The organism is Fangia hongkongensis FSC776 = DSM 21703 (genome assembly GCF_000379445.1).
Classification (GTDB): domain Bacteria; phylum Pseudomonadota; class Gammaproteobacteria; order Francisellales; family Francisellaceae; genus Fangia; species Fangia hongkongensis.
This window is the reverse complement of the sequence record NZ_KB902251.1, coordinates 121,973-139,755: the sequence shown is the minus strand read 5'-3', so window position 1 is coordinate 139,755 and position 17,783 is coordinate 121,973. Positions and strand designations below refer to the sequence as shown.

Here is a 17,783-nt window from a genome sequence, read left to right as displayed (position 1 = left end):
TAGGAGCGAATATGTTTAAAGCGATAAAACGCTATTGTAAGACCTTTTTATTATGGGAATTATTAAAAGGGTTGAAAATCACAGGAAAGCACTTTTTCACACGCAAGGTGACAGTGCAATATCCAGATGAAAAAACACCGCAGTCGGGGCGCTTTAGAGGGCTTCATGCACTAAGGCGTTATGAGAATGGCGAAGAGCGTTGTATTGCATGCAAGTTGTGTGAGGTGGTATGTCCTGCGCTGGCAATTACGATTGAAGCCGGTCCGCGCCAAGAAGATGGCTCTAGGCGAACAACAAAATATGAAATTGATCTCTTTAAATGTATTTTTTGTGGTTTTTGTGAAGAGTCATGTCCAGTTGACTCAATTGTTGAGACGCGTGTTTTTGAATACCATTTTGAAAATCGTGGTGAAAATATAATGACCAAGGCAAAGCTTCTGGCAATGGGTGATAAGTATGAACAAGAAATTGCGCATGACCGAGCAATGGATAAAGCATTTAGATAGGGGCGAAGATGACAGTTAATATTGTATTTTATATTTTTGCTGCCCTGACCATCATTGGTGCGCTATTGGTTGTCAGCTCAAGAAACCCCGTGCGAGCGGTCATTGCAAAAGTATTCACTTTCTTTGCAGCAGCTGGTGTTTGGATTACGATGCAGCAGGAGTATTTGGCTCTTTTGCTAATTGTAATTTATGTTGGCGCCGTGCTTGTGATGTTTTTATTTGTGGTGATGATGATAGATATCGATGTCGCGACAAAACAAAAGAAGCTGGTTTTTTATTGGCCAGTGGTGATTTTGTTATGTGCTGTTTTGGCGGTGCTTATTTCGATATTAGTGAGCCACACATTCGCCGGTAGTATGCTTTCAGGCGGTCATGGAACTGTTCGGGCGCTTGGAGAGGAGATGTTCTCTGATGGCTATTTGTATGCCTTTGAGCTTGCTGCAATGGTGCTTTTAGCTGCAATGGTAGCGGCAATCACATTGACTTTTCGAGGCAAAAAACCTGGCAATAAATCAATTAATCCTGCGATACAAATTAAGACAGATCCAAATGAGCGTTTAACCATGATTAAGATGAATGCTGAGAAAAAGCAAAACAAGCAAGATAAAGGAGCATCGAATGATGACTAGTATTCCTGTTCCAGCAACACACTATCTGATTTTTAGTGCCATTATCTTTTGTATTAGTATTGCTGGGATTATTATGAATCGACGCAATCTTTTGGTGCTGCTCATGTCAATTGAGCTCATGCTATTAGCAGTTAACACCAACTTTGTGACCTTCTCAAGCATGTTAAAGCAGAGCACAGGTGATGTGTTTGTCTTTTTCATATTAACTGTTGCAGCGGCAGAGGCGGCAATTGGACTTGCGATTGTAGTGGTTCTATTTAGAACGCGTAAAACAATTGATGTTAGTAAACTGAATACACTTAAGGGCTAGGCATGGATACTGATTTTATTATAGCTGTTATTCTTCTAGCACCAGCTTTAGGCGCGATTCTAGCAGGGTTTTTTCCAAAGAAGATTAAACTCTCAGGTGTCAATTTTGTTACGATTATTCTGGTTGGGCTTTCCTTTGTTTTGAGCTTGATGCTTGCCTATGGCGTATTTTTCCAAAATCAAACATTCACAGCGACCTATTTTGACTGGGCAATGTTTCCAAGCATTGGGATGAAAGTATCCTTTACAGTTGATCGTTTAAGTGTGTTTATGATGCTGATTGTGACCTTCGTTTCCATGCTGGTTCATATCTACTCTATGGGGTATATGCGTGGTGAAGAGGGTTATGCACGCTTTTTTGCATATATCTCAGGCTTTACTTTTGCGATGCTTTGCTTGGTGATGGGCAATAACTTCCTGCTGTTATTTTTCGGCTGGGAAGGTGTAGGGTTATTTTCATATCTATTAATTGGGTTTTACTTTAATAAAGACTCTGCAAATGAAGCAAGCCTTCGTGCTTTTATTATCAACCGCGTTGGTGATTTGGGCTTTTTATTAGGAATCGGAGCAGTCATCTACTATACAGGTTCAATTGATTACAATACGGTTTTCACAGCAGTTGCCAATCTTGATAATACGCATATGATCTCATTCTTGGGTATGGAGTTTAGCCCAATTACTTTGATGTGCGTGCTGTTATTTATTGGTGCAATGGGTAAATCGGCACAGTTTCCACTTCATACATGGCTTGAGGGTTCAATGGAAGGCCCGACACCTATTTCCGCATTGATCCACGCAGCGACGATGGTGACAGCTGGGGTCTTTATGGTTGCAAGACTCTCACCTATGTTTATCCATTCAGCAACTGCGCTTAGCTTTGTGATGATTATTGGTGCGATCACCTGTTTATTTATGGGCTTGATTGCGATTGTGCAAATGGACATCAAACGTGTGATCGCTTATTGTACGCTCTCGCAGCTTGGTTATATGATGGTGGCGCAAGGTGCATCAGGTTTTTCAATCGGTATGTTCCATTTAATGACACACGCAATGTTCAAGGCGCTTTTATTCTTGGCGGCAGGTTCGGTTATTGTTGCTATGCATCATGAGCAAGATATGCGTAAGATGGGTGGTCTTAGAAAATATATGCCAATTACTTATCTATGTATGATTATTGGCGGTTGGGCGCTTGCAGCTATTCCGCCGTTATCAGGCTTCTTTTCTAAGGATTTAATTATTGAAGCGGCGCAAATAACAACGCTTCCGGGGCATGAATTTGCCTATTACCTTGTGCTTGCTTGTGCCTTTGTCACTTCTTTTTATACGTTCAGAATGATTTTTATGACCTTTCATGGTAAGCCAAGAATGGATGCGCATACGCGCTCGCATTTAAAAGAGTCACCAATGAGTATTTTGATTCCGCTTATTGTGCTTGCGATCGCTTCTATTTTTGCAGGAATGCTATTTTTTGAAGCGGCGCTTACGCCAAACTTAAATGTGCATCAGGGTATTTTTGGTGATACGGTTGCGCAGTACATTCAACCTGCGCTTGGTAATATGACCGTTGTGTCAGCATTGGCAAGTGAGCCCTTTACAAAAACACCATGGGATTATATTGCACACTCAGTGCAAACGGTACCATTTTGGCTTGCGATCATTGCGCTTGTGATGGCTTATATATTCTATGTCGTTGCGCCAAGCATTCCAAAATACTTAAGTGAAGTCAGATCAGGCTTTGGTATTTTGCATCATATCCTTGTTAAGAAATACTTTATCGATGGTCTTTATGAGCTTGTATTTGTTAAAGGCGTTATTCTTTTAGCGAAGTTCTTTTGGGTTGTTATTGATATATTCTTAATTGATAAGGTTATTGTTCATGGTAGTGCTGGTGCGATTTATCTGACAGGTAAAAAGCTTCGCAAAGTACAGCGTGGGTATATTTATGATTATGCGTTGGTCTTGTTAATTGGTGTCATTGCACTGATTATATGGCTAATTTTTTGGGTAAACTAACAAGGTCGGTTAGAGGAAATTTAATACTATGTTTATAACCCACCACTTATTAAGCTTATTGATATGGGTGCCTATTATTGGTGGTTTTGCTGTATTGGCGGCGAAATCTTCAGATGGTAAAAAAGAAGCAGCGCGCTGGAGTGCACTTGCTGTCTCTATCGTGACCCTTTTGTTATGTATCCCGCTTTATCTTGATTTTAACTCCTCAAGTGCGAGTATGCAATTTGTCGAGCAATATCGTTGGTTTAGCTTATTTGGTACAGGAGATGCTGTCTACTATCATCTAGGTGTCGATGGTTTCTCAGTGCTTTTTATTATTCTGACCTGCTTTACAAATCTTGTTATTATCCTTGCAGCATGGAATAGCATTAGCTTTAGACTTCGCCAGCATATGGCTATATTCTTGATTACCACAGGTCTTACAAATGGTGTATTTGCTGCGCAAGATACCATGTTGTTTTACTTTTTCTGGGAGGCGCTCCTTATTCCAACTACGCTTGGTATTGGTATCTGGGGTGGCAAGAAAAAAGCATATGCAGCGCTTAAGTACTTCTTATATACCTTCGCAGGCTCAGTATTTCTGCTTTTGGCATTATTATACATTCAACACGAAGTGGCGCTAATGCCAGCCAATGAGCTTGTTAATAGTGGCACTTTCTCAATTGCAAACTTTATTCATTGGGCGACGCAAGTAAACGATACAGGTCAGCTGGTTAATTTAACCTTGACAGCGCAGTGGCTACTATTTGGTGCATTTTTCTTGGCGTTTGCTGTTAAAATTCCAATGTGGCCGTTTCACTCATGGCTTCCAGATGCGCACTCTGAGGCGCCAGCTGGTGGTTCTGTTGTGCTGGCAGCTTTGATGTTAAAGCTAGGGGCATATGGTTTTTTACGTTTTGTATTACCGCTTATTCCAGCAATTACAGCAACGCTTGATTGGTTTTTGGTTGGTATTTCATTAATTGCTATTGTCTATGTCGGTATCGTTGCAATTGCCCAGACTGACTTTAAGCGTTTGATTGCTTATTCATCCATTTCACATATGGGTCTTGTAACTTTAGCACTATTTTCAATTTTCTTATTGGTTAAAAACAATCCTAACTATAGCCTTGGGGTTGCTGATGCGCATATGGCAGTGCAAGGTGCGGTGTTCCAGATGATTGCCCATGCATTCTCCTCAGGCGGGATGTTTATAGGCTGTGGCTTTTTGTATCTTAGGATGCAAACAAGGATGATTGCTGATTTTCAAGGTGTGGCTAGATCGATGCCGATTTTTGCAACGTTCTTTATGTTATTTGCGCTTGCTAATATTGGCCTTCCGGGAACAAGTGGCTTTGTGGGTGAGTTTTTAATTATCCTCGCGGTATTTAAATATGCGCCGTGGGTTGCGCTTCTTGCTGGTTTAACCTTAATTCTAGCGCCAGCATATACGCTTTGGATGTATAGACGTATTTTCTTTGGTAAAGTCGTATCACATCAAGTGGCAAACTTAAAAGATATTTCAGGGGTGGAAATTGTTATTTTTGTTCTGTTGGCAATCCCAACCGTGCTATTTGGTTTTTACCCTGAACCAATACTCCAACTTTCTTCGGCGGCTTCAACGCATATCATTCAAGCTGCACATGCGATAACAATAGGATAAGATGAGATATGATGTTAGCAAATATTATCACCGTATTGCCTGAAATCACAATTGCTATTGCAGCTATTGTTGTGATGTTATCGGATTTGTTTTTGGGCAAATACATCAAAAGCCTTGCATACATTTTAACGCAAGTATTTTTAATTATCGCGGCTTGGGTGACCTTTAAACAGTACATTACACCGGTATTTGTTGGATTCGATGGTCATACTACTTCAAACGCATTTACCTTTATTTTGCAAGAGTTTATTTTTCTTGCTGCATTTTTGGTGTTTATTTATGGCAAAGACTACCTGCAAGATCGAAATCTACCAAAGGGTGAGTTTTATGTATTATCACTTTTATCGATTCTAGGTGCGATTACCCTTGTTTCAGCGCACAGCCTTTTGACTATCTACATTGGTCTTGAGTTACTATCTTTGCCGCTTTATGCATTATTGGCAATTCGCCGTGGCTTTGCTATTGGGGCTGAGGCTGCAATTAAATATTTTATTCTAGGTGCAATCACTTCTGGAATACTCTTATATGGTATGTCTTTTATCTATGGGATTACAGGAAGCTTAAACCTAAGTGATATTGGAACTTATTTGGCAACGCCAGATGCAGCACATTTAAACATTGTGCTTGTGGCAATGGTGCTAATGATCGCAACGGCAACCTTTAAACTTGGCGCTGTTCCATTTCATATGTGGGTGCCAGATGTTTATGAAGGCTCGCCAAATGCAGTAACTGCTTATTTGGGTTCTGTGCCGAAACTTGCAGCCTTTGCTATGCTGGTGAATATTTTAATGATAGGCATGCCAGCGCAAGCTTTTGCATGGACAAAAGTGCTAACAGTCCTTGCTGTGCTTTCTATATTCTTTGGTAATCTTTTGGCATTAGCACAAACAAATATGAAGCGTCTTTTAGGTTATTCGACGGTTTCTCATGTTGGCTTTGTTTTGTTGGCGCTTATGTTGTCACCTCATTCACTGGCGGTATCAACCGCGCTTTATTACATTATCGTTTATGTATTAATGGCAACTGCGTCATTTGGTGTGTTGATTGTGCTGAGTGTGAAGGGTAATGATGTTGAAAACCTTTCTGATTTTGCAGGGCTTAATAGAAGAAACCCATGGGTTGCTTTTTTGATCTTGATTAATATGTTTTCAATGGCAGGAGTGCCTCCATTCTCAGGCTTTGTTGCAAAACTATTTGTTATTATGGGGCTTGTGGATCATCAGCACTATGTGCTTGCAGGTTATGCCTTAGTAATGTCTGTGATTGCAGCTTATTACTATTTGCGCGTTGTTAAAGTAATGTACTTTGATGAGCCAAAAGAAATGACGCGTATTCATGCAAATAAAAACACATTGCTGGGCCTTAGTGTCAATTCAATTTTAATTTTGCTTCTAGGCGTGTTCCCAGCGTTACTTGTTAATTTGATACATCCAGTTTATGTGCTTCTTTAAGAAGCATTAGAAGTTGAAGTTGCGCTTTAAATTATAATAAGCCATCAGATTGTAATTCAGTTGGATCCAGTTCTAAAGGCTCTGAAGAAAGCTCAAGTAGTGGTAGCTTATTGGCTCTAGCAATTTTTTGTGCATGAGCCATTTCTTGTGAATCTGCTTTATCTTTATAAATCACGACACCGTTTATCTGTAGCGTACCAAGAGGGTTTGTATCTTGTTTGTTTTGTTTGTCTCCACGAATTAAAATTTCATTCCAGTTAGTTCCGTGCTCTAACTGCTTTCTCACAGCTAAGATAGGAGAGTCCATGGTAGCTCTTGTTAAGCTCTGTACCTCAGAGATTGCAACATGTTTTTGTCTGGTTTGAAGATTGAATGATAAATCACAATAGCTAGAAATCAGAACACGTCTTGGATCAATAGCGAGGGAGAAGCCATAGTTTCCCCATTGTGTATAGTTTCGTTGGGTAACCACAGATGTGGATAACACTCTTACATTGCCGAGCCAGTCCTCTTCTTTAATCTTATAGTCAGGCAAAGAGACGACTCTTTCAAGAGAGCGCACAATATGAATGAGCAGCATATAGTTTGTCGGATCAAAATCCAAGGGATCTGTAAAGTTAGTTCGGTCGAATTGATATTGATTTTTGTGTTCTTCTAATAACTCCCTTCCTTGTGCTCGTGGATTTTTAGATAGTCCTCGTGTCAGTGTTCGTGAAACATCACTAAGGTCATAACACCCAGAGGGCTCAATAACTCTTTGCCCAATAAAGGAAGAAAGACTCTCTTGTGATGTTAAAGGTGATAATGGTATTTCAATAGGTCTAATATCAAAGTTTGAAATCACATCGATAGTGGCATCCACCATTTCTCTGGCCTTGCCATAATAAGTTAAATTAATAACTTCATTTCGTAGTATTTCAAGAGAGTTGGTTTTTAAAGTCAGATGCTCAGTAGGGGATTTATATTTTTTGTATTCTTCCTCTACAGATGTGATTATGCGCTCGATACAGTCAATATTAGCTTGTGTTGCTTTTGGGCGAAATAGTTTAGATCCAAGTGTGCTACCTCTCCAACCAAGCCCGCTACTATTTCCTGAGTTTTTTAGGAAAGCCCTTCTTTTGTCGACGTAAATTTCAAATATGATTGCAATCTCTTCCAGTAAGGCTGGAAGAGAATAGGCATCTATGGTAGTGATTTTTTCAGCATAATTTGTGGGCATGGTTCCGTCTCCTTGACAGTTATATTTGTATTGTTCCTAGTGAAATGTCACATGCTAAGCTCACATGCAGCTTAAATATTTCAACATACTTTTTTGACTTTGAAAATAGTAGTAGATACGGTTTTAGTGCTGGGGTGTTGGGGTAATAGATACTGTTAAAACCAATAAACTATTTGCGCATGATTTTTGAAGCCGTTATGATGCTAGTTTTTATCAAGATGAGTTCTAGATGATGATAGCGCAAAGCATTGATCGCTCTGTATCACATTCTAAAAAAGTAGGTGGGGTGCTCTTAATTGCAGGAACATCCATTGGCGCAGGGATGCTGGGTATTCCCGCTGCCGTTGCGGCTGTTGGTTTTGAGTCGGCTGTGGTGTTGTTATTTATCAACTGGATCATCATGATGATCACGGCGCTTTTGATTGTAGAGGTGAATATTCGCCAGCCACTTCATACAGACCTTAATACAATGGCAAAGGCGACGCTAGGGCGCGCAGGGCAAATTGTTAACTGGATTGCATATCTATTGCTTCTTTATGCGTTAACGACAGCCTATATCTCAATGGGCGGCGGACTTATTGATCAATATGTTTTTCATATTTCCTCCTTAGCACCCACTTGGTATGGGGCGCTGATTTTTTGTGGTGTTTTGGGTGTGATTGTCTATGTTGGAACGCAGGCGGTAGATAATTTAAATAAACTTTTCTTTTCATTAAAAGGGCTTTGCTTTATAGGGTTGATTGTTTTTGTTGTTCCGCATGTGCAAGGGGCGCTTTTATCTACTCAAAGCATGGGGATAAGCTATGTTTGGTTCTCTTTTCCTATTTTAATTACCTCATTTGGTTTTCATATTGTGATTCCAACTATTAGAAATTATTTTCAAAATGATCAGGTGTTGAAGAAGGTTGTTGTTACTGGGGCTAGCGTACCATTTATCGTGTATATTGTTTGGCTTGTTGTAACACTTGGGGTCATTCCGGTGGCGGGGAGTTATGGTTTTAAATCTATGATGAATCATGGTGGAGATTTGGGCTCTGCTTATCATTATTTAATTGGTGCTAATGCGGCAAGTGGATTTATCATTGCATTTTCTAATATTGCGGTGACGACTTCATTTCTTGGTGTGACGCTTGCACTTTTTCACTTTAACCAAGATGCCTATCGCTTAAAAAGCTCAACCAAAGCAAGGCTTTTAAATGCGGCAATAACCTATCTGCCACCCCTTATTTTTGCGGTGTTCTTTATTAATGGATTTTTGGCGGCGCTTGGTTACGCCAGTATATTTGTTTGTGTGTTATTAATTGTATTACCTGTGATGATGGCATGGTCGCTGAGAAATAAAGAAAATAGAAATACGATGCGAAGTAAGCTGTTTTTGACGCTGGTTTTACTTGCAGGCGTGTTTATTATTCTTTTACAGTTTTTTGCAAGCTTTGGTATGTTGGCAATGTTATAGAAGTTTTTACTTGAATTTATCAGCAATGTTGGCGATAATTCACAGTAAGCCTATGTCTTTTAAGTTATCTTTTGAATTAGTTTTATATGCAATTTTATTCAAAGTGTATCACTTCCTTTCGTGACTATTTTTTAAAGAGTGTGTGCTTGGTGTAGATAGGGTGCTAATAAGGTTTTGGTTTGTTTTGTGAAAATACAGATGTATTAGCTGTATTGAATAAGAATGAACGTGTTCTGGAATATGCGTTTTCATTGAAAGATTTTCAAAAGGTAAAAAACGATCAGATCACGTTTGATAAATAGATGAATAAATGTTGAGGAAAAAATGCCTGATAGCAAAGATATAACCTATGATGAAGTTGCAGCTATAGCTGATAGACTCATGCTTGAGGGGAAACGTGTTACGCTGGAGTATATGCGCCGTGAGTTAGGTAAAGGAACACATGCGCAAATTGCAGTACTTTTAGGCCGCTGGCAAAAAGCACAGAAAAAATCAGGGGCTTCAAAACATCAAGCATCTTCTTATGATAAAGGAAGAGGAGCGCAGGAACATAAACGATTTAAAGGCGACAATGGCAAAAAAAATGGACTTCGTCGACCGGATATGAGTTTTCGTGATAAAAAACAAACCTCTGGAAAAGAATATAGAAATCCACCTCAATACCTTAATCAAAGATCATCAAATGGACCCGCTCGATCAAGTATGGGGAACTTTTCTTTGGAGCGCTTGAAAAAAGAGCATGCGCTTGTTGAAAAGCTTTTCTTGTCATTAATGTTGGTAAGAGAGCGAAGAGTTAAAGCATTGGAAGCATATCAACTGGCTCATAATGAAGCATTAAATGCGCGTATGGACAGTGAAAAGGAAATTCGAGAGATTAAAAAAGAAAATGCAAAGAGGCTTGCTTCACTCACAGCCGAGTTTAGTAAGTTGAAGATTTTAAATGAAAGAGAGATGGCTTCACTAAGACAAAAGTTGAAGCGTTGAGTTTTGCAAGTTGGCCAAACAGTCGCGCTTAATTTATTAGGCGAGGAAAGTCCGGGCTTCATAGAGCAAGGCGCCAGATAACATCTGGGGGGCGTGAGCCTACGGAAAGTGCAGCAGAAAGTAAACCGCCTGCTTATGTAGGTAAGGGTGAAAGGGTGTGGTAAGAGCGCACCGCGCCTGTGGTAACATAGGTGGCATGGTAAACCCCGTCTGAAGCAAGGCCAAATAGAATTGTAATCGTGTTGCTCGCACGGCAATCGGGTAGGCTGCTTGAGCTTAGTGGTGACATTAAGCCTAGATAAATGACTGTTCATGACAGAACCCGGCTTATCGGCTAACTTGCAATGATTTATGAAAATTTATATTTATCATAAGCATTTTTGTGCTTTATGTGGAGTTGAGGCTTGTAAGGATAACCTTTTTAAAACCGAATATTCAAAATATTGTCAAAATGCATAACATTCGCGATTAAGACTATGTTTATTGTTGTGATTTCGTTATTCTAAGAATATGTAGAAGCTCTATATACCTAGAAATACCATGGTAAAAGTGACGGACAAGTTTGCATTAAGCGCTGATGGAAAAATTGATTTTAATCAATGGTTGCCGCTCGTTGAACACTTTTACTCAAAAGAACGTCTTCAGGTTATTGCTGGAGCGCTGGATCTTTTGGCGGAATTTGGCGTGGATGAGCCCTCTGCGCATGGTGGTAGTTGTTTTGATTACGGTGTTGAGATGGCTGCGGTGCTCTTTGATCTTCAAGCAGATGAGGATGCAATCGCCGCTGCGCTTTTATTTGAGCTTCACTATAATCAGCGCCTTGATGTTGACGAGGTGCAAAAAACATGTGGTAGTGATGTTGTTAAAATTTTAAATGGCGCGCGTGATATGTCAGCTGTGAGGGCGCTGCAAAATCCAGATCCTGATAGTAATCAAGTTGATACGTTTCGTAAGATGCTATTAACCATTGTTGAAGATGTGCGTATTGTCTTGGTGAAGCTTGCTGACAGAGTTTGCGCAATGAGAACCTCCAAGCATTGGACCGCACAATATAAACGCACCATTTCAAAAGAGATTTTAGAGATTTATGCGCCGCTTGCAAGTCGCCTTGGGCTGTCAAAAACCAAGTGGGAGCTTGAAGATAGAGCCTTTTATTGCTTATATCCTGTAGAGTATAAAAAAATTGCAAAGTCTTTGAAAAAGAAAAGGCTTGAGCGTGAGCATTATATTAGAGATGTAATTGCTACTTTAAATAAAGCGCTTAAAGAAGAAAAAATTGATGCAGATGTCGCTGGGCGCGTTAAGCATATATATAGTATTTGGCGCAAGTTGCAGAAGAAAAACCGTGATATCGATGCGTTGTACGATATAAGGGCTGTGCGTGTGCTTGTGGGTTCTATTGATGATTGCTATAAGTCATTAAGTGTGGTTAATGATCTATGGGAACCCATCGTTAGCGAGTTTGCTGATTATATCGCAACACCAAAACCAAATGGCTATCGCTCGGTACATACGGTGGTATATGGTCCAGAAGATTTAACTTTGGAAGTGCAAATTAGAACCCATAAGATGCATGAAGAGTCAGAGATGGGTGTTGCTGCACATTGGCGTTATAAAGATGGTGTGAAGCATGATCCAAGTTATGAAGCTAAGGTTAACTGGCTAAGATCTCTTTTAGACTGGGAGAGTAAACTCTCAGAAGAGTTTGAAGGGAATAAGCTTTTACAGAATGATAGTGCAAACCGTGTATATGTTTTCACACCTAATGGGGATGTGATTGATCTTGAAGCGGGTGCAACTGTACTTGATTTTGCCTACATGGTGCACACGATGGTGGGTCATAGAACAAGAGGTGCTAAGATTAATGGTCGTATTGTCCCGTTAACAACTAAACTTTCAACGGGAGATCGTGTTGAGGTATTAACACAAAAAGAGCCGCAACCAAGTTTGGACTGGGCAAATGCCGGAAGTGGGTTTATCCATTCAGCAAAAATAAGAGCGCGCGTATCAAGATGGTTTAAACAGCAAAATAAAGAGCAAAATGCGCTTTTGGGTAAAGAGCGCCTTCATGAAGAGCTAAAGAGTTATCGCCTATCGGGGATTGATTATTTAGAAGTTGCTCGGCATTTTAATATGACGGATGAGGAAACTTTTTTCTCAAGCATTGAAACGGGTGCGCTACGTTTTAATCAAGTATTAAATTATATTCTTGAGCATTATAAGAAAGAAGAAAAGCTTGAGAGTCAATCTAAGCTGGAAGCAGGCTATGCAAAAACGCACTTTCAAGCCCCTTCTACCAAATCGGATTTAACCATATATGGTGTGGATAATCTTTTGTCACATATGGCAGGTTGCTGTAAGCCTGTGCAGGGAGATGAAATTGTTGGTTATCTGACGCATGGTAGAGGTGTCAGTGTGCATAGGCAGGGTTGCCCCAATGCTAAAAGACTGCAAAAATCTCACCCAGAGCGAGTGATTGAAGTGCAGTGGGGAAAGAAGGACTCGCAGTTATATCAGGTTGAATTTGTACTAAATTGTATTGATCTTTCTAAGGCAATTGCTGAAGTAACGAGTATTCTTAATATTGAAAAGGTGACGATGACGCATTTATACCCAAGCTCAGAAAAAGGGACTTCTGTTAGAATGGGGATTGCTGTCTCTCATATGGATCGTTTGGAAGTGTTGATGAAGAAGATAAGTAGCAGTGCCAATGTTGAAAGAGTCACAAGGGCTTTTCATTGATGATGCTTTATTATAAGCAAAGTTGCGCTAGATTGTTTAATTATGAACATAAATAGTAATGGGGTTTGATTTGAAACCATCCCCGTTGGCAAAGTGACCTGCTAAGATAATTTCATTTTTACCTGGGTAAGGTCTTAACATATGCCATAACCCGTCTTTATATATAGCGCTGGTCGAGCGATTGTTTGCAAGCACATAAACATGTGCCTTTTCACTTAAAACAGGAGAGGTCTTAAGTGCAATGGTGCTTTCAAATGTGTGAATGTGAGAATTGTTGCGTGGAGAGGTGATGGTGAGTGATTTCTTGGGGCTAAGTACCAATACAGACTCGCCATCTTGTTTTGCATTAAGATAAGAAGCACCTGATCCCACCGTTTGACTATTGGTGTTGTCCTTCTTTTCAATAGGGGTGCTTGGAACAATGTTGATATTATCCAGAGTCATTTTTTTTGCCTTAACATTCTCTGGTGGCGTTGAGGTGAAAACCATCTCGCCATTTTCATTTTCATATTGATAAATTGTGGCGTAGAGAGTGCTATAACAAAAAGTGAAAATTAGGCAAAAAAAACACTGGCATATTCGTTTAAGTTTGGGATATACTGTCACGCGTTAAACATCCTATATTGTCTCAATTCTGGCACTAATTAGTATAGGCAAAAAATCTACGAAAAAAAGTTGATTTTTAAAAACTAAAGCCCTATGATTGTTGCCAGCATACTGGGAGGGGTTCCCGAGTGGCCAAAGGGATCAGACTGTAAATCTGACGGCTCAGCCTTCGCAGGTTCGAATCCTGCCCCCTCCACCACGATTTAGCTTAAATCGCGGGCGTAGTTCAATGGTAGAACTTCGGCCTTCCAAGCCGATAGTGTGGGTTCGATTCCCATCGCCCGCTCCATTTAAGTAACTTTGTTTTTGCGTAATTTATAAAAAAAGTAAGAATACGGGCTCGCATAGCTCAGTAGGTAGAGCACTCCCTTGGTAAGGGAGAGGTCACCAGTTCAAATCTGGTTGTGAGCACCAGATAAAGAGTTTATTAATAAAAACTTGGAGTTAATAATGGCTAAAGAAAAATTTGAACGTAATAAGCCGCATTTGAATGTCGGCACAATTGGTCACGTTGATCATGGTAAAACTACGTTAACTGCTGCAATCACTAAAGTGCTTTCAGAAGCATACGGTGGTGCTGCTAGAGCGTTTGATGAGATTGATAATGCGCCAGAAGAAAAAGCGCGTGGTATCACCATTTCAACATCTCACGTTGAATATGAAACACCAACTCGTCACTATGCGCACGTAGACTGCCCAGGGCACGCGGATTATGTTAAAAACATGATTACTGGTGCTGCTCAAATGGACGGCGCTATTTTGGTATGTTCTGCAGCTGATGGCCCTATGCCACAAACACGTGAGCACATCCTTCTTTCACGTCAGGTAGGTGTTCCATATATTATTGTTTTCTTGAACAAGTGTGACATGGTTGATGATGAAGAGCTTTTAGAGTTGGTTGAAATGGAGGTTCGTGAGCTTCTTGACCAGTACGAGTTCCCTGGTGACGATACGCCAATCATTAAAGGTTCTGCAACAGGTGCTTTAGAAGGTAAGCAAGAGTACGTTGACGCTGTTCTTGAGTTAGGTAAAGCTTTAGATGAGTATATTCCTGAGCCAGAGCGTGATATCGAGAAGCCTTTCATTCTTCCAATTGAAGATGTATTCTCAATTTCAGGTCGTGGTACAGTTGTTACTGGTCGTGTTGAGCGTGGTATCGTTAAAGTTGGTGACGAAGTTGAAATCGTCGGTATTAAAGATACACAAAAAACAACAGTTACTGGTGTTGAAATGTTCCGTAAGCTTCTTGATGAAGGTAAAGCCGGTGAGAACGTTGGTGTTCTAATCCGTGGCGTTAAGCGTGACGAAGTTGAGCGTGGACAAGTTCTTTGTAAGCCAGGTTCAATCACTCCTCACACTAAATTTGAAGCTGAAGTATATGTATTATCAAAAGAAGAAGGTGGACGTCATACACCATTCTTTAAAGGATACAGACCTCAGTTCTACTTCCGTACAACTGACGTAACTGGTTCAGTTGAGCTTCCTGAAGGTGTTGAAATGGTTATGCCTGGTGACAACATCAAAATGGTTGTAACTTTGATCAACTCAATTGCGATGGAAGACGGTCTTCGTTTCGCGATTCGTGAAGGTGGTCGTACAGTTGGTGCAGGTGTTGTAGCTAAAATTCTTGCCTAATTGGAAAGCTATTTTGTAGGCCAGTAGTTCAATTGGTAGAGCAGCGGTCTCCAAAACCGCAAGTTGGGGGTTCGAGTCCCTCCTGGCCTGCCAAATAAATTGCTTGAACGGCGTGTTAATCTATGTTAAGATTACGCGCCGTTTTTGTTTGTAACCTAAAGAGATGCTTGAATGAAGAGTACTGGAAATAAAAAAGTTTGGACAACGACCACGACAAAAAAAGTGGAAACAAAAACAGTTGCCGGTGGATTAAACAAGCTGTTATGGTTGGCTGTGATTGTTGTTGGTGCAATTGTTGTTTTTGCCAGCATGTATTTCCCCATTTTTAAGAATTCATCTCCTTTAATGGCTGCATTTATTATTGTGGGCATTGTGGTGATGCTTGCTATTGCACGTTTCACTAATCAGGGTGCCAAAGGTTGGCAGTTTGTGTTAGATGCAAGACTGGAAATGAGAAAGGTCGTGTGGCCGACAAGACAAGAGACGATAAATTCAACCTTGATTGTGCTAGCAATTGTGATTGTTGCATCACTGATTATTTATTTTGTAGGTTTGTTGTTTATGCACTTGATTCAGTGGATTTTAAGTTAAGAGGTCATTATGTCTGAAGATAAAAACATATCAAATGATGATGAGAGTGTAGAGAACACTGAAAAGACAGAGCCAGAGTCAAAAGAAACCTCTGCTGGTAAAAAGCGCTGGTATGTGATTCAAGCTTACTCAGGCTATGAAAAACGTGTCAAAACACAGATAGAAGAGCGAATTAAACTTGCAGGTCTTGAAGACCTGTTTGGTGACATTTTGGTGCCTACTGAGGAAGTTGTTGAAATGAAATCAGGGCAAAAAAGAAAAAGTGAGCGTAAATTCTTTCCAGGATATGTGTTAATACAGATGGAAATGAATGAGGCCGCTTGGCAGCTTGTGCGTCGTATTCCAAGAGTGAGTGGCTTTATTGGCGGAACCTCTGAGAGACCGTTGCCGATTACGCAGAAAGAAGCAGATAGAATTCTAGGCGCAATTAAATCAGACGATACTGCTGCGCCAAGACCAAGAACAACCTTTCAAGTTGGTCAAGTTGTACGTGTATTGGAAGGCCCGTTTGCAGATTTCACAGGCACAGTTGAAGAGATTAACTATGAGAAATCTCGCGTTCAGGTTGCTGTATCGATCTTCGGGCGTTCAACGCCAGTTGAGCTTGAGTTTTCTCAAGTGGAAAAAGATGCCTAATTTTAGGTGTTGAGTAAGCTAAAGCAAAAGCAAAAGCAAAAGCTTTGGTAATATTAACCGGGAAGCTGAAAGGCGTTATACCCAAATAGGAGTTAGAAATGGCTAAGAAAGTACAAGCTTATATTAAGCTTCAAGTAAAAGCGGGTCAAGCAAACCCGTCTCCACCGATTGGTCCAGCTTTGGGTCAGCATGGTGTGAATATTATGGAATTTTGTAAAGCGTTTAATGCGCAAACACAATCAATGGAGCCAGGTGCGCCAATTCCAGTTGTGATCACAGTATATAGTGATCGAAGTTTTACTTTTACAATGAAAACACCGCCAGCTTCTTTCTTGTTGAAAAAAGCAGCGAAAATTAAATCAGGTAGTTCAAACCCTTCTAAAGAAGTTGCAGGTACAGTAAACCGTGCGCAGTTAGAAGAGATTGCAAAAATAAAAGAACCTGATTTAACTGCAGCGGATATGGATGCTGCAGTAAGAACAATTGCGGGCAGTGCTCGTAGTATGGGTCTTAATGTGGAGGGTGTTGAATAATGGCTAAGCTATCTAAAAGAATGCAGCTTTTGGCTGAGAAAGTAAATAAGACTGAGGCTTATGCAGCAACTGAAGCATTTGATTTATTAAAAGAGCTTTCAAAAGTTAAATTTAAAGAGTCTATTGACGTATCGGTTAACCTTGGCGTTGATCCGCGTAAATCTGATCAGGTTGTTCGTGGTGCATCTGTATTACCAAATGGTACAGGTAAAAGCGTTCGTGTTGCTGTTTTCACGCAAGGTGAAAATGCTGATAAAGCACAGGCAGCGGGTGCTGACATTGTTGGTATGGACGATTTGGCTGCAGAAGTTAAAAAAGGCAATATGGATTTTGATGTTGTTATTGCAACGCCAGATGCTATGCGTGTTGTTGGTCAGTTAGGTCAAATTTTAGGCCCTAAAGGTTTAATGCCGAACCCTAAAGTTGGTACAGTGGCAACTGATGTTGAGCAAGCTGTTAAAAACGCAAAAGCAGGTCAAGTACGTTACCGTGTTGACAAGGCAGGTATCATTCATACAACAATTGGTAAGGCTGATTTTGAGTCAAATGCATTACAGCAAAACTTAGAAACGTTGCTTGTTGATTTGAAAAAATTAAAGCCAGCAAATGCTAAAGGTGTATACATTAAGAAAGTTACTGTTTCAAGCACAATGGGTCCTGGACTTATGCTTGACACGGCAACTTTAGAGGTGTAATATAAGCCACCTTTTGAATTGAGTTTCTTTGGGTCACTGGTATATTTAGCGATATATCAAGTGATGTCAAAGACCGTAGGTGTGCCACTTGGTGCTTAATTTCCTACGCAGACGGTGAATGTGACCTGAGAGTAAA

At 40.3% G+C, this 17,783-nt stretch carries 16 protein-coding genes, 4 tRNA genes and 1 other RNA gene; 19 read left to right on the top strand and 2 right to left on the bottom strand.

Annotated features, from left to right (window positions below; genetic code table 11):
- The first annotated feature begins 11 nt into the window (after positions 1 to 11).
- Genes nuoI through nuoN form a run of 6 tightly spaced genes read left to right on the top strand, consistent with a single transcriptional unit; the run spans position 12 to position 6,550 of the window.
- Positions 12 to 506, top strand: a complete 495-nt coding sequence (gene nuoI, locus A37Q_RS0106785; protein WP_018299528.1) for an NADH-quinone oxidoreductase subunit NuoI — start codon at positions 12 to 14, stop codon at positions 504 to 506.
- Positions 507 to 514: 8 nt separating this feature from the next.
- Positions 515 to 1,135, top strand: a complete 621-nt coding sequence (locus A37Q_RS0106780; RefSeq protein WP_018299527.1) for an NADH-quinone oxidoreductase subunit J — start codon at positions 515 to 517, stop codon at positions 1,133 to 1,135.
- Positions 1,128 to 1,445: an NADH-quinone oxidoreductase subunit NuoK gene (nuoK, locus tag A37Q_RS0106775; RefSeq protein ID WP_026196571.1), complete on the top strand. Its 318-nt coding sequence runs from the start codon at positions 1,128 to 1,130 to the stop codon at positions 1,443 to 1,445. The genes A37Q_RS0106780 and nuoK overlap by 8 nt, the downstream gene beginning before the upstream one ends.
- A 2-nt stretch (positions 1,446 to 1,447) precedes the next feature.
- Positions 1,448 to 3,457, top strand: coding sequence for an NADH-quinone oxidoreductase subunit L (gene nuoL / locus A37Q_RS0106770; protein ID WP_018299525.1), 2,010 nt, complete (start codon positions 1,448 to 1,450; stop codon positions 3,455 to 3,457).
- A 28-nt stretch (positions 3,458 to 3,485) separates the two neighbouring features.
- Positions 3,486 to 5,099 carry a complex I subunit 4 family protein gene (locus A37Q_RS0106765; protein ID WP_018299524.1) on the top strand — a complete coding sequence of 538 codons (1,614 nt, stop codon included), beginning with the start codon at positions 3,486 to 3,488 and terminating at the stop codon, positions 5,097 to 5,099.
- Positions 5,100 to 5,107: 8 nt separating this feature from the next.
- The gene (gene nuoN, locus A37Q_RS0106760; protein WP_234393866.1) at positions 5,108 to 6,550 is read left to right on the top strand and encodes an NADH-quinone oxidoreductase subunit NuoN; all 1,443 of its coding nucleotides are present in this window, start codon (positions 5,108 to 5,110) and stop codon (positions 6,548 to 6,550) included.
- 31 nt (positions 6,551 to 6,581) lie between these two features.
- Here nuoN and A37Q_RS0106755 read toward each other — a convergent pair whose 3' ends face one another.
- On the bottom strand, positions 6,582 to 7,769 hold the full coding sequence (locus A37Q_RS0106755; protein ID WP_018299522.1) for a hypothetical protein: 1,188 nt from the start codon (positions 7,767 to 7,769) through the stop codon (positions 6,582 to 6,584).
- Positions 7,770 to 7,998: 229 nt separating this feature from the next.
- Between A37Q_RS0106755 and A37Q_RS0106750 the strand changes: the two genes are divergently transcribed.
- The 4 genes from A37Q_RS0106750 to A37Q_RS14845 all read left to right on the top strand — a co-directional run bounded on the left by A37Q_RS0106750 (position 7,999) and on the right by A37Q_RS14845 (position 12,951).
- Positions 7,999 to 9,225, top strand: coding sequence for an amino acid permease (locus A37Q_RS0106750; RefSeq protein WP_018299521.1), 1,227 nt, complete (start codon positions 7,999 to 8,001; stop codon positions 9,223 to 9,225).
- Positions 9,226 to 9,549: 324 nt separating this feature from the next.
- A complete protein-coding gene (locus tag A37Q_RS0106745; protein WP_018299520.1) occupies positions 9,550 to 10,209 on the top strand; it encodes a DNA-binding protein in 660 nt (219 codons plus the stop codon).
- Between the two features lie 6 nt (positions 10,210 to 10,215).
- Positions 10,216 to 10,555: RNase P RNA component class A (rnpB, locus tag A37Q_RS15855), an RNA gene on the top strand.
- A 194-nt stretch (positions 10,556 to 10,749) separates the two neighbouring features.
- A complete protein-coding gene (locus A37Q_RS14845; protein WP_018299519.1) occupies positions 10,750 to 12,951 on the top strand; it encodes a RelA/SpoT family protein in 2,202 nt (733 codons plus the stop codon).
- Between the two features lie 36 nt (positions 12,952 to 12,987).
- On the opposite strand, the gene A37Q_RS0106735 is transcribed toward A37Q_RS14845, so the two are convergent.
- A complete protein-coding gene (locus A37Q_RS0106735; RefSeq protein WP_154648639.1) occupies positions 12,988 to 13,557 on the bottom strand; it encodes a DUF4124 domain-containing protein in 570 nt (189 codons plus the stop codon).
- Between the two features lie 114 nt (positions 13,558 to 13,671).
- Here A37Q_RS0106735 and A37Q_RS0106730 point away from each other — a divergent pair.
- The 9 genes from A37Q_RS0106730 to rplA all read left to right on the top strand — a co-directional run bounded on the left by A37Q_RS0106730 (position 13,672) and on the right by rplA (position 17,647).
- A tRNA-Tyr gene (locus A37Q_RS0106730) sits at positions 13,672 to 13,756 on the top strand.
- A gap of 16 nt (positions 13,757 to 13,772) precedes the next feature.
- Positions 13,773 to 13,846, top strand: a tRNA-Gly gene (locus A37Q_RS0106725).
- 49 nt (positions 13,847 to 13,895) lie between these two features.
- Positions 13,896 to 13,971 (top strand) — tRNA-Thr (locus tag A37Q_RS0106720).
- A 36-nt stretch (positions 13,972 to 14,007) separates the two neighbouring features.
- A complete protein-coding gene (tuf, locus tag A37Q_RS0106715; RefSeq protein WP_026196570.1) occupies positions 14,008 to 15,192 on the top strand; it encodes an elongation factor Tu in 1,185 nt (394 codons plus the stop codon).
- 17 nt (positions 15,193 to 15,209) lie between these two features.
- Positions 15,210 to 15,285 (top strand) — tRNA-Trp (locus A37Q_RS0106710).
- A gap of 78 nt (positions 15,286 to 15,363) precedes the next feature.
- Positions 15,364 to 15,783 carry a preprotein translocase subunit SecE gene (gene secE, locus A37Q_RS14840; protein WP_018299517.1) on the top strand — a complete coding sequence of 140 codons (420 nt, stop codon included), beginning with the start codon at positions 15,364 to 15,366 and terminating at the stop codon, positions 15,781 to 15,783.
- A gap of 9 nt (positions 15,784 to 15,792) precedes the next feature.
- Positions 15,793 to 16,419, top strand: a complete 627-nt coding sequence (gene nusG, locus A37Q_RS0106700) for a transcription termination/antitermination protein NusG (RefSeq protein WP_018299516.1) — start codon at positions 15,793 to 15,795, stop codon at positions 16,417 to 16,419.
- 98 nt (positions 16,420 to 16,517) lie between these two features.
- Entirely contained in the window at positions 16,518 to 16,952 is a 435-nt protein-coding gene (gene rplK, locus A37Q_RS0106695; protein ID WP_018299515.1) for a 50S ribosomal protein L11, read from the top strand.
- Positions 16,952 to 17,647 (top strand): 50S ribosomal protein L1, encoded by a 696-nt coding sequence (gene rplA / locus A37Q_RS0106690; protein ID WP_018299514.1) that lies wholly within the window; start codon positions 16,952 to 16,954, stop codon positions 17,645 to 17,647. The genes rplK and rplA overlap by 1 nt, the downstream gene beginning before the upstream one ends.
- Positions 17,648 to 17,783 lie beyond the last annotated feature (136 nt).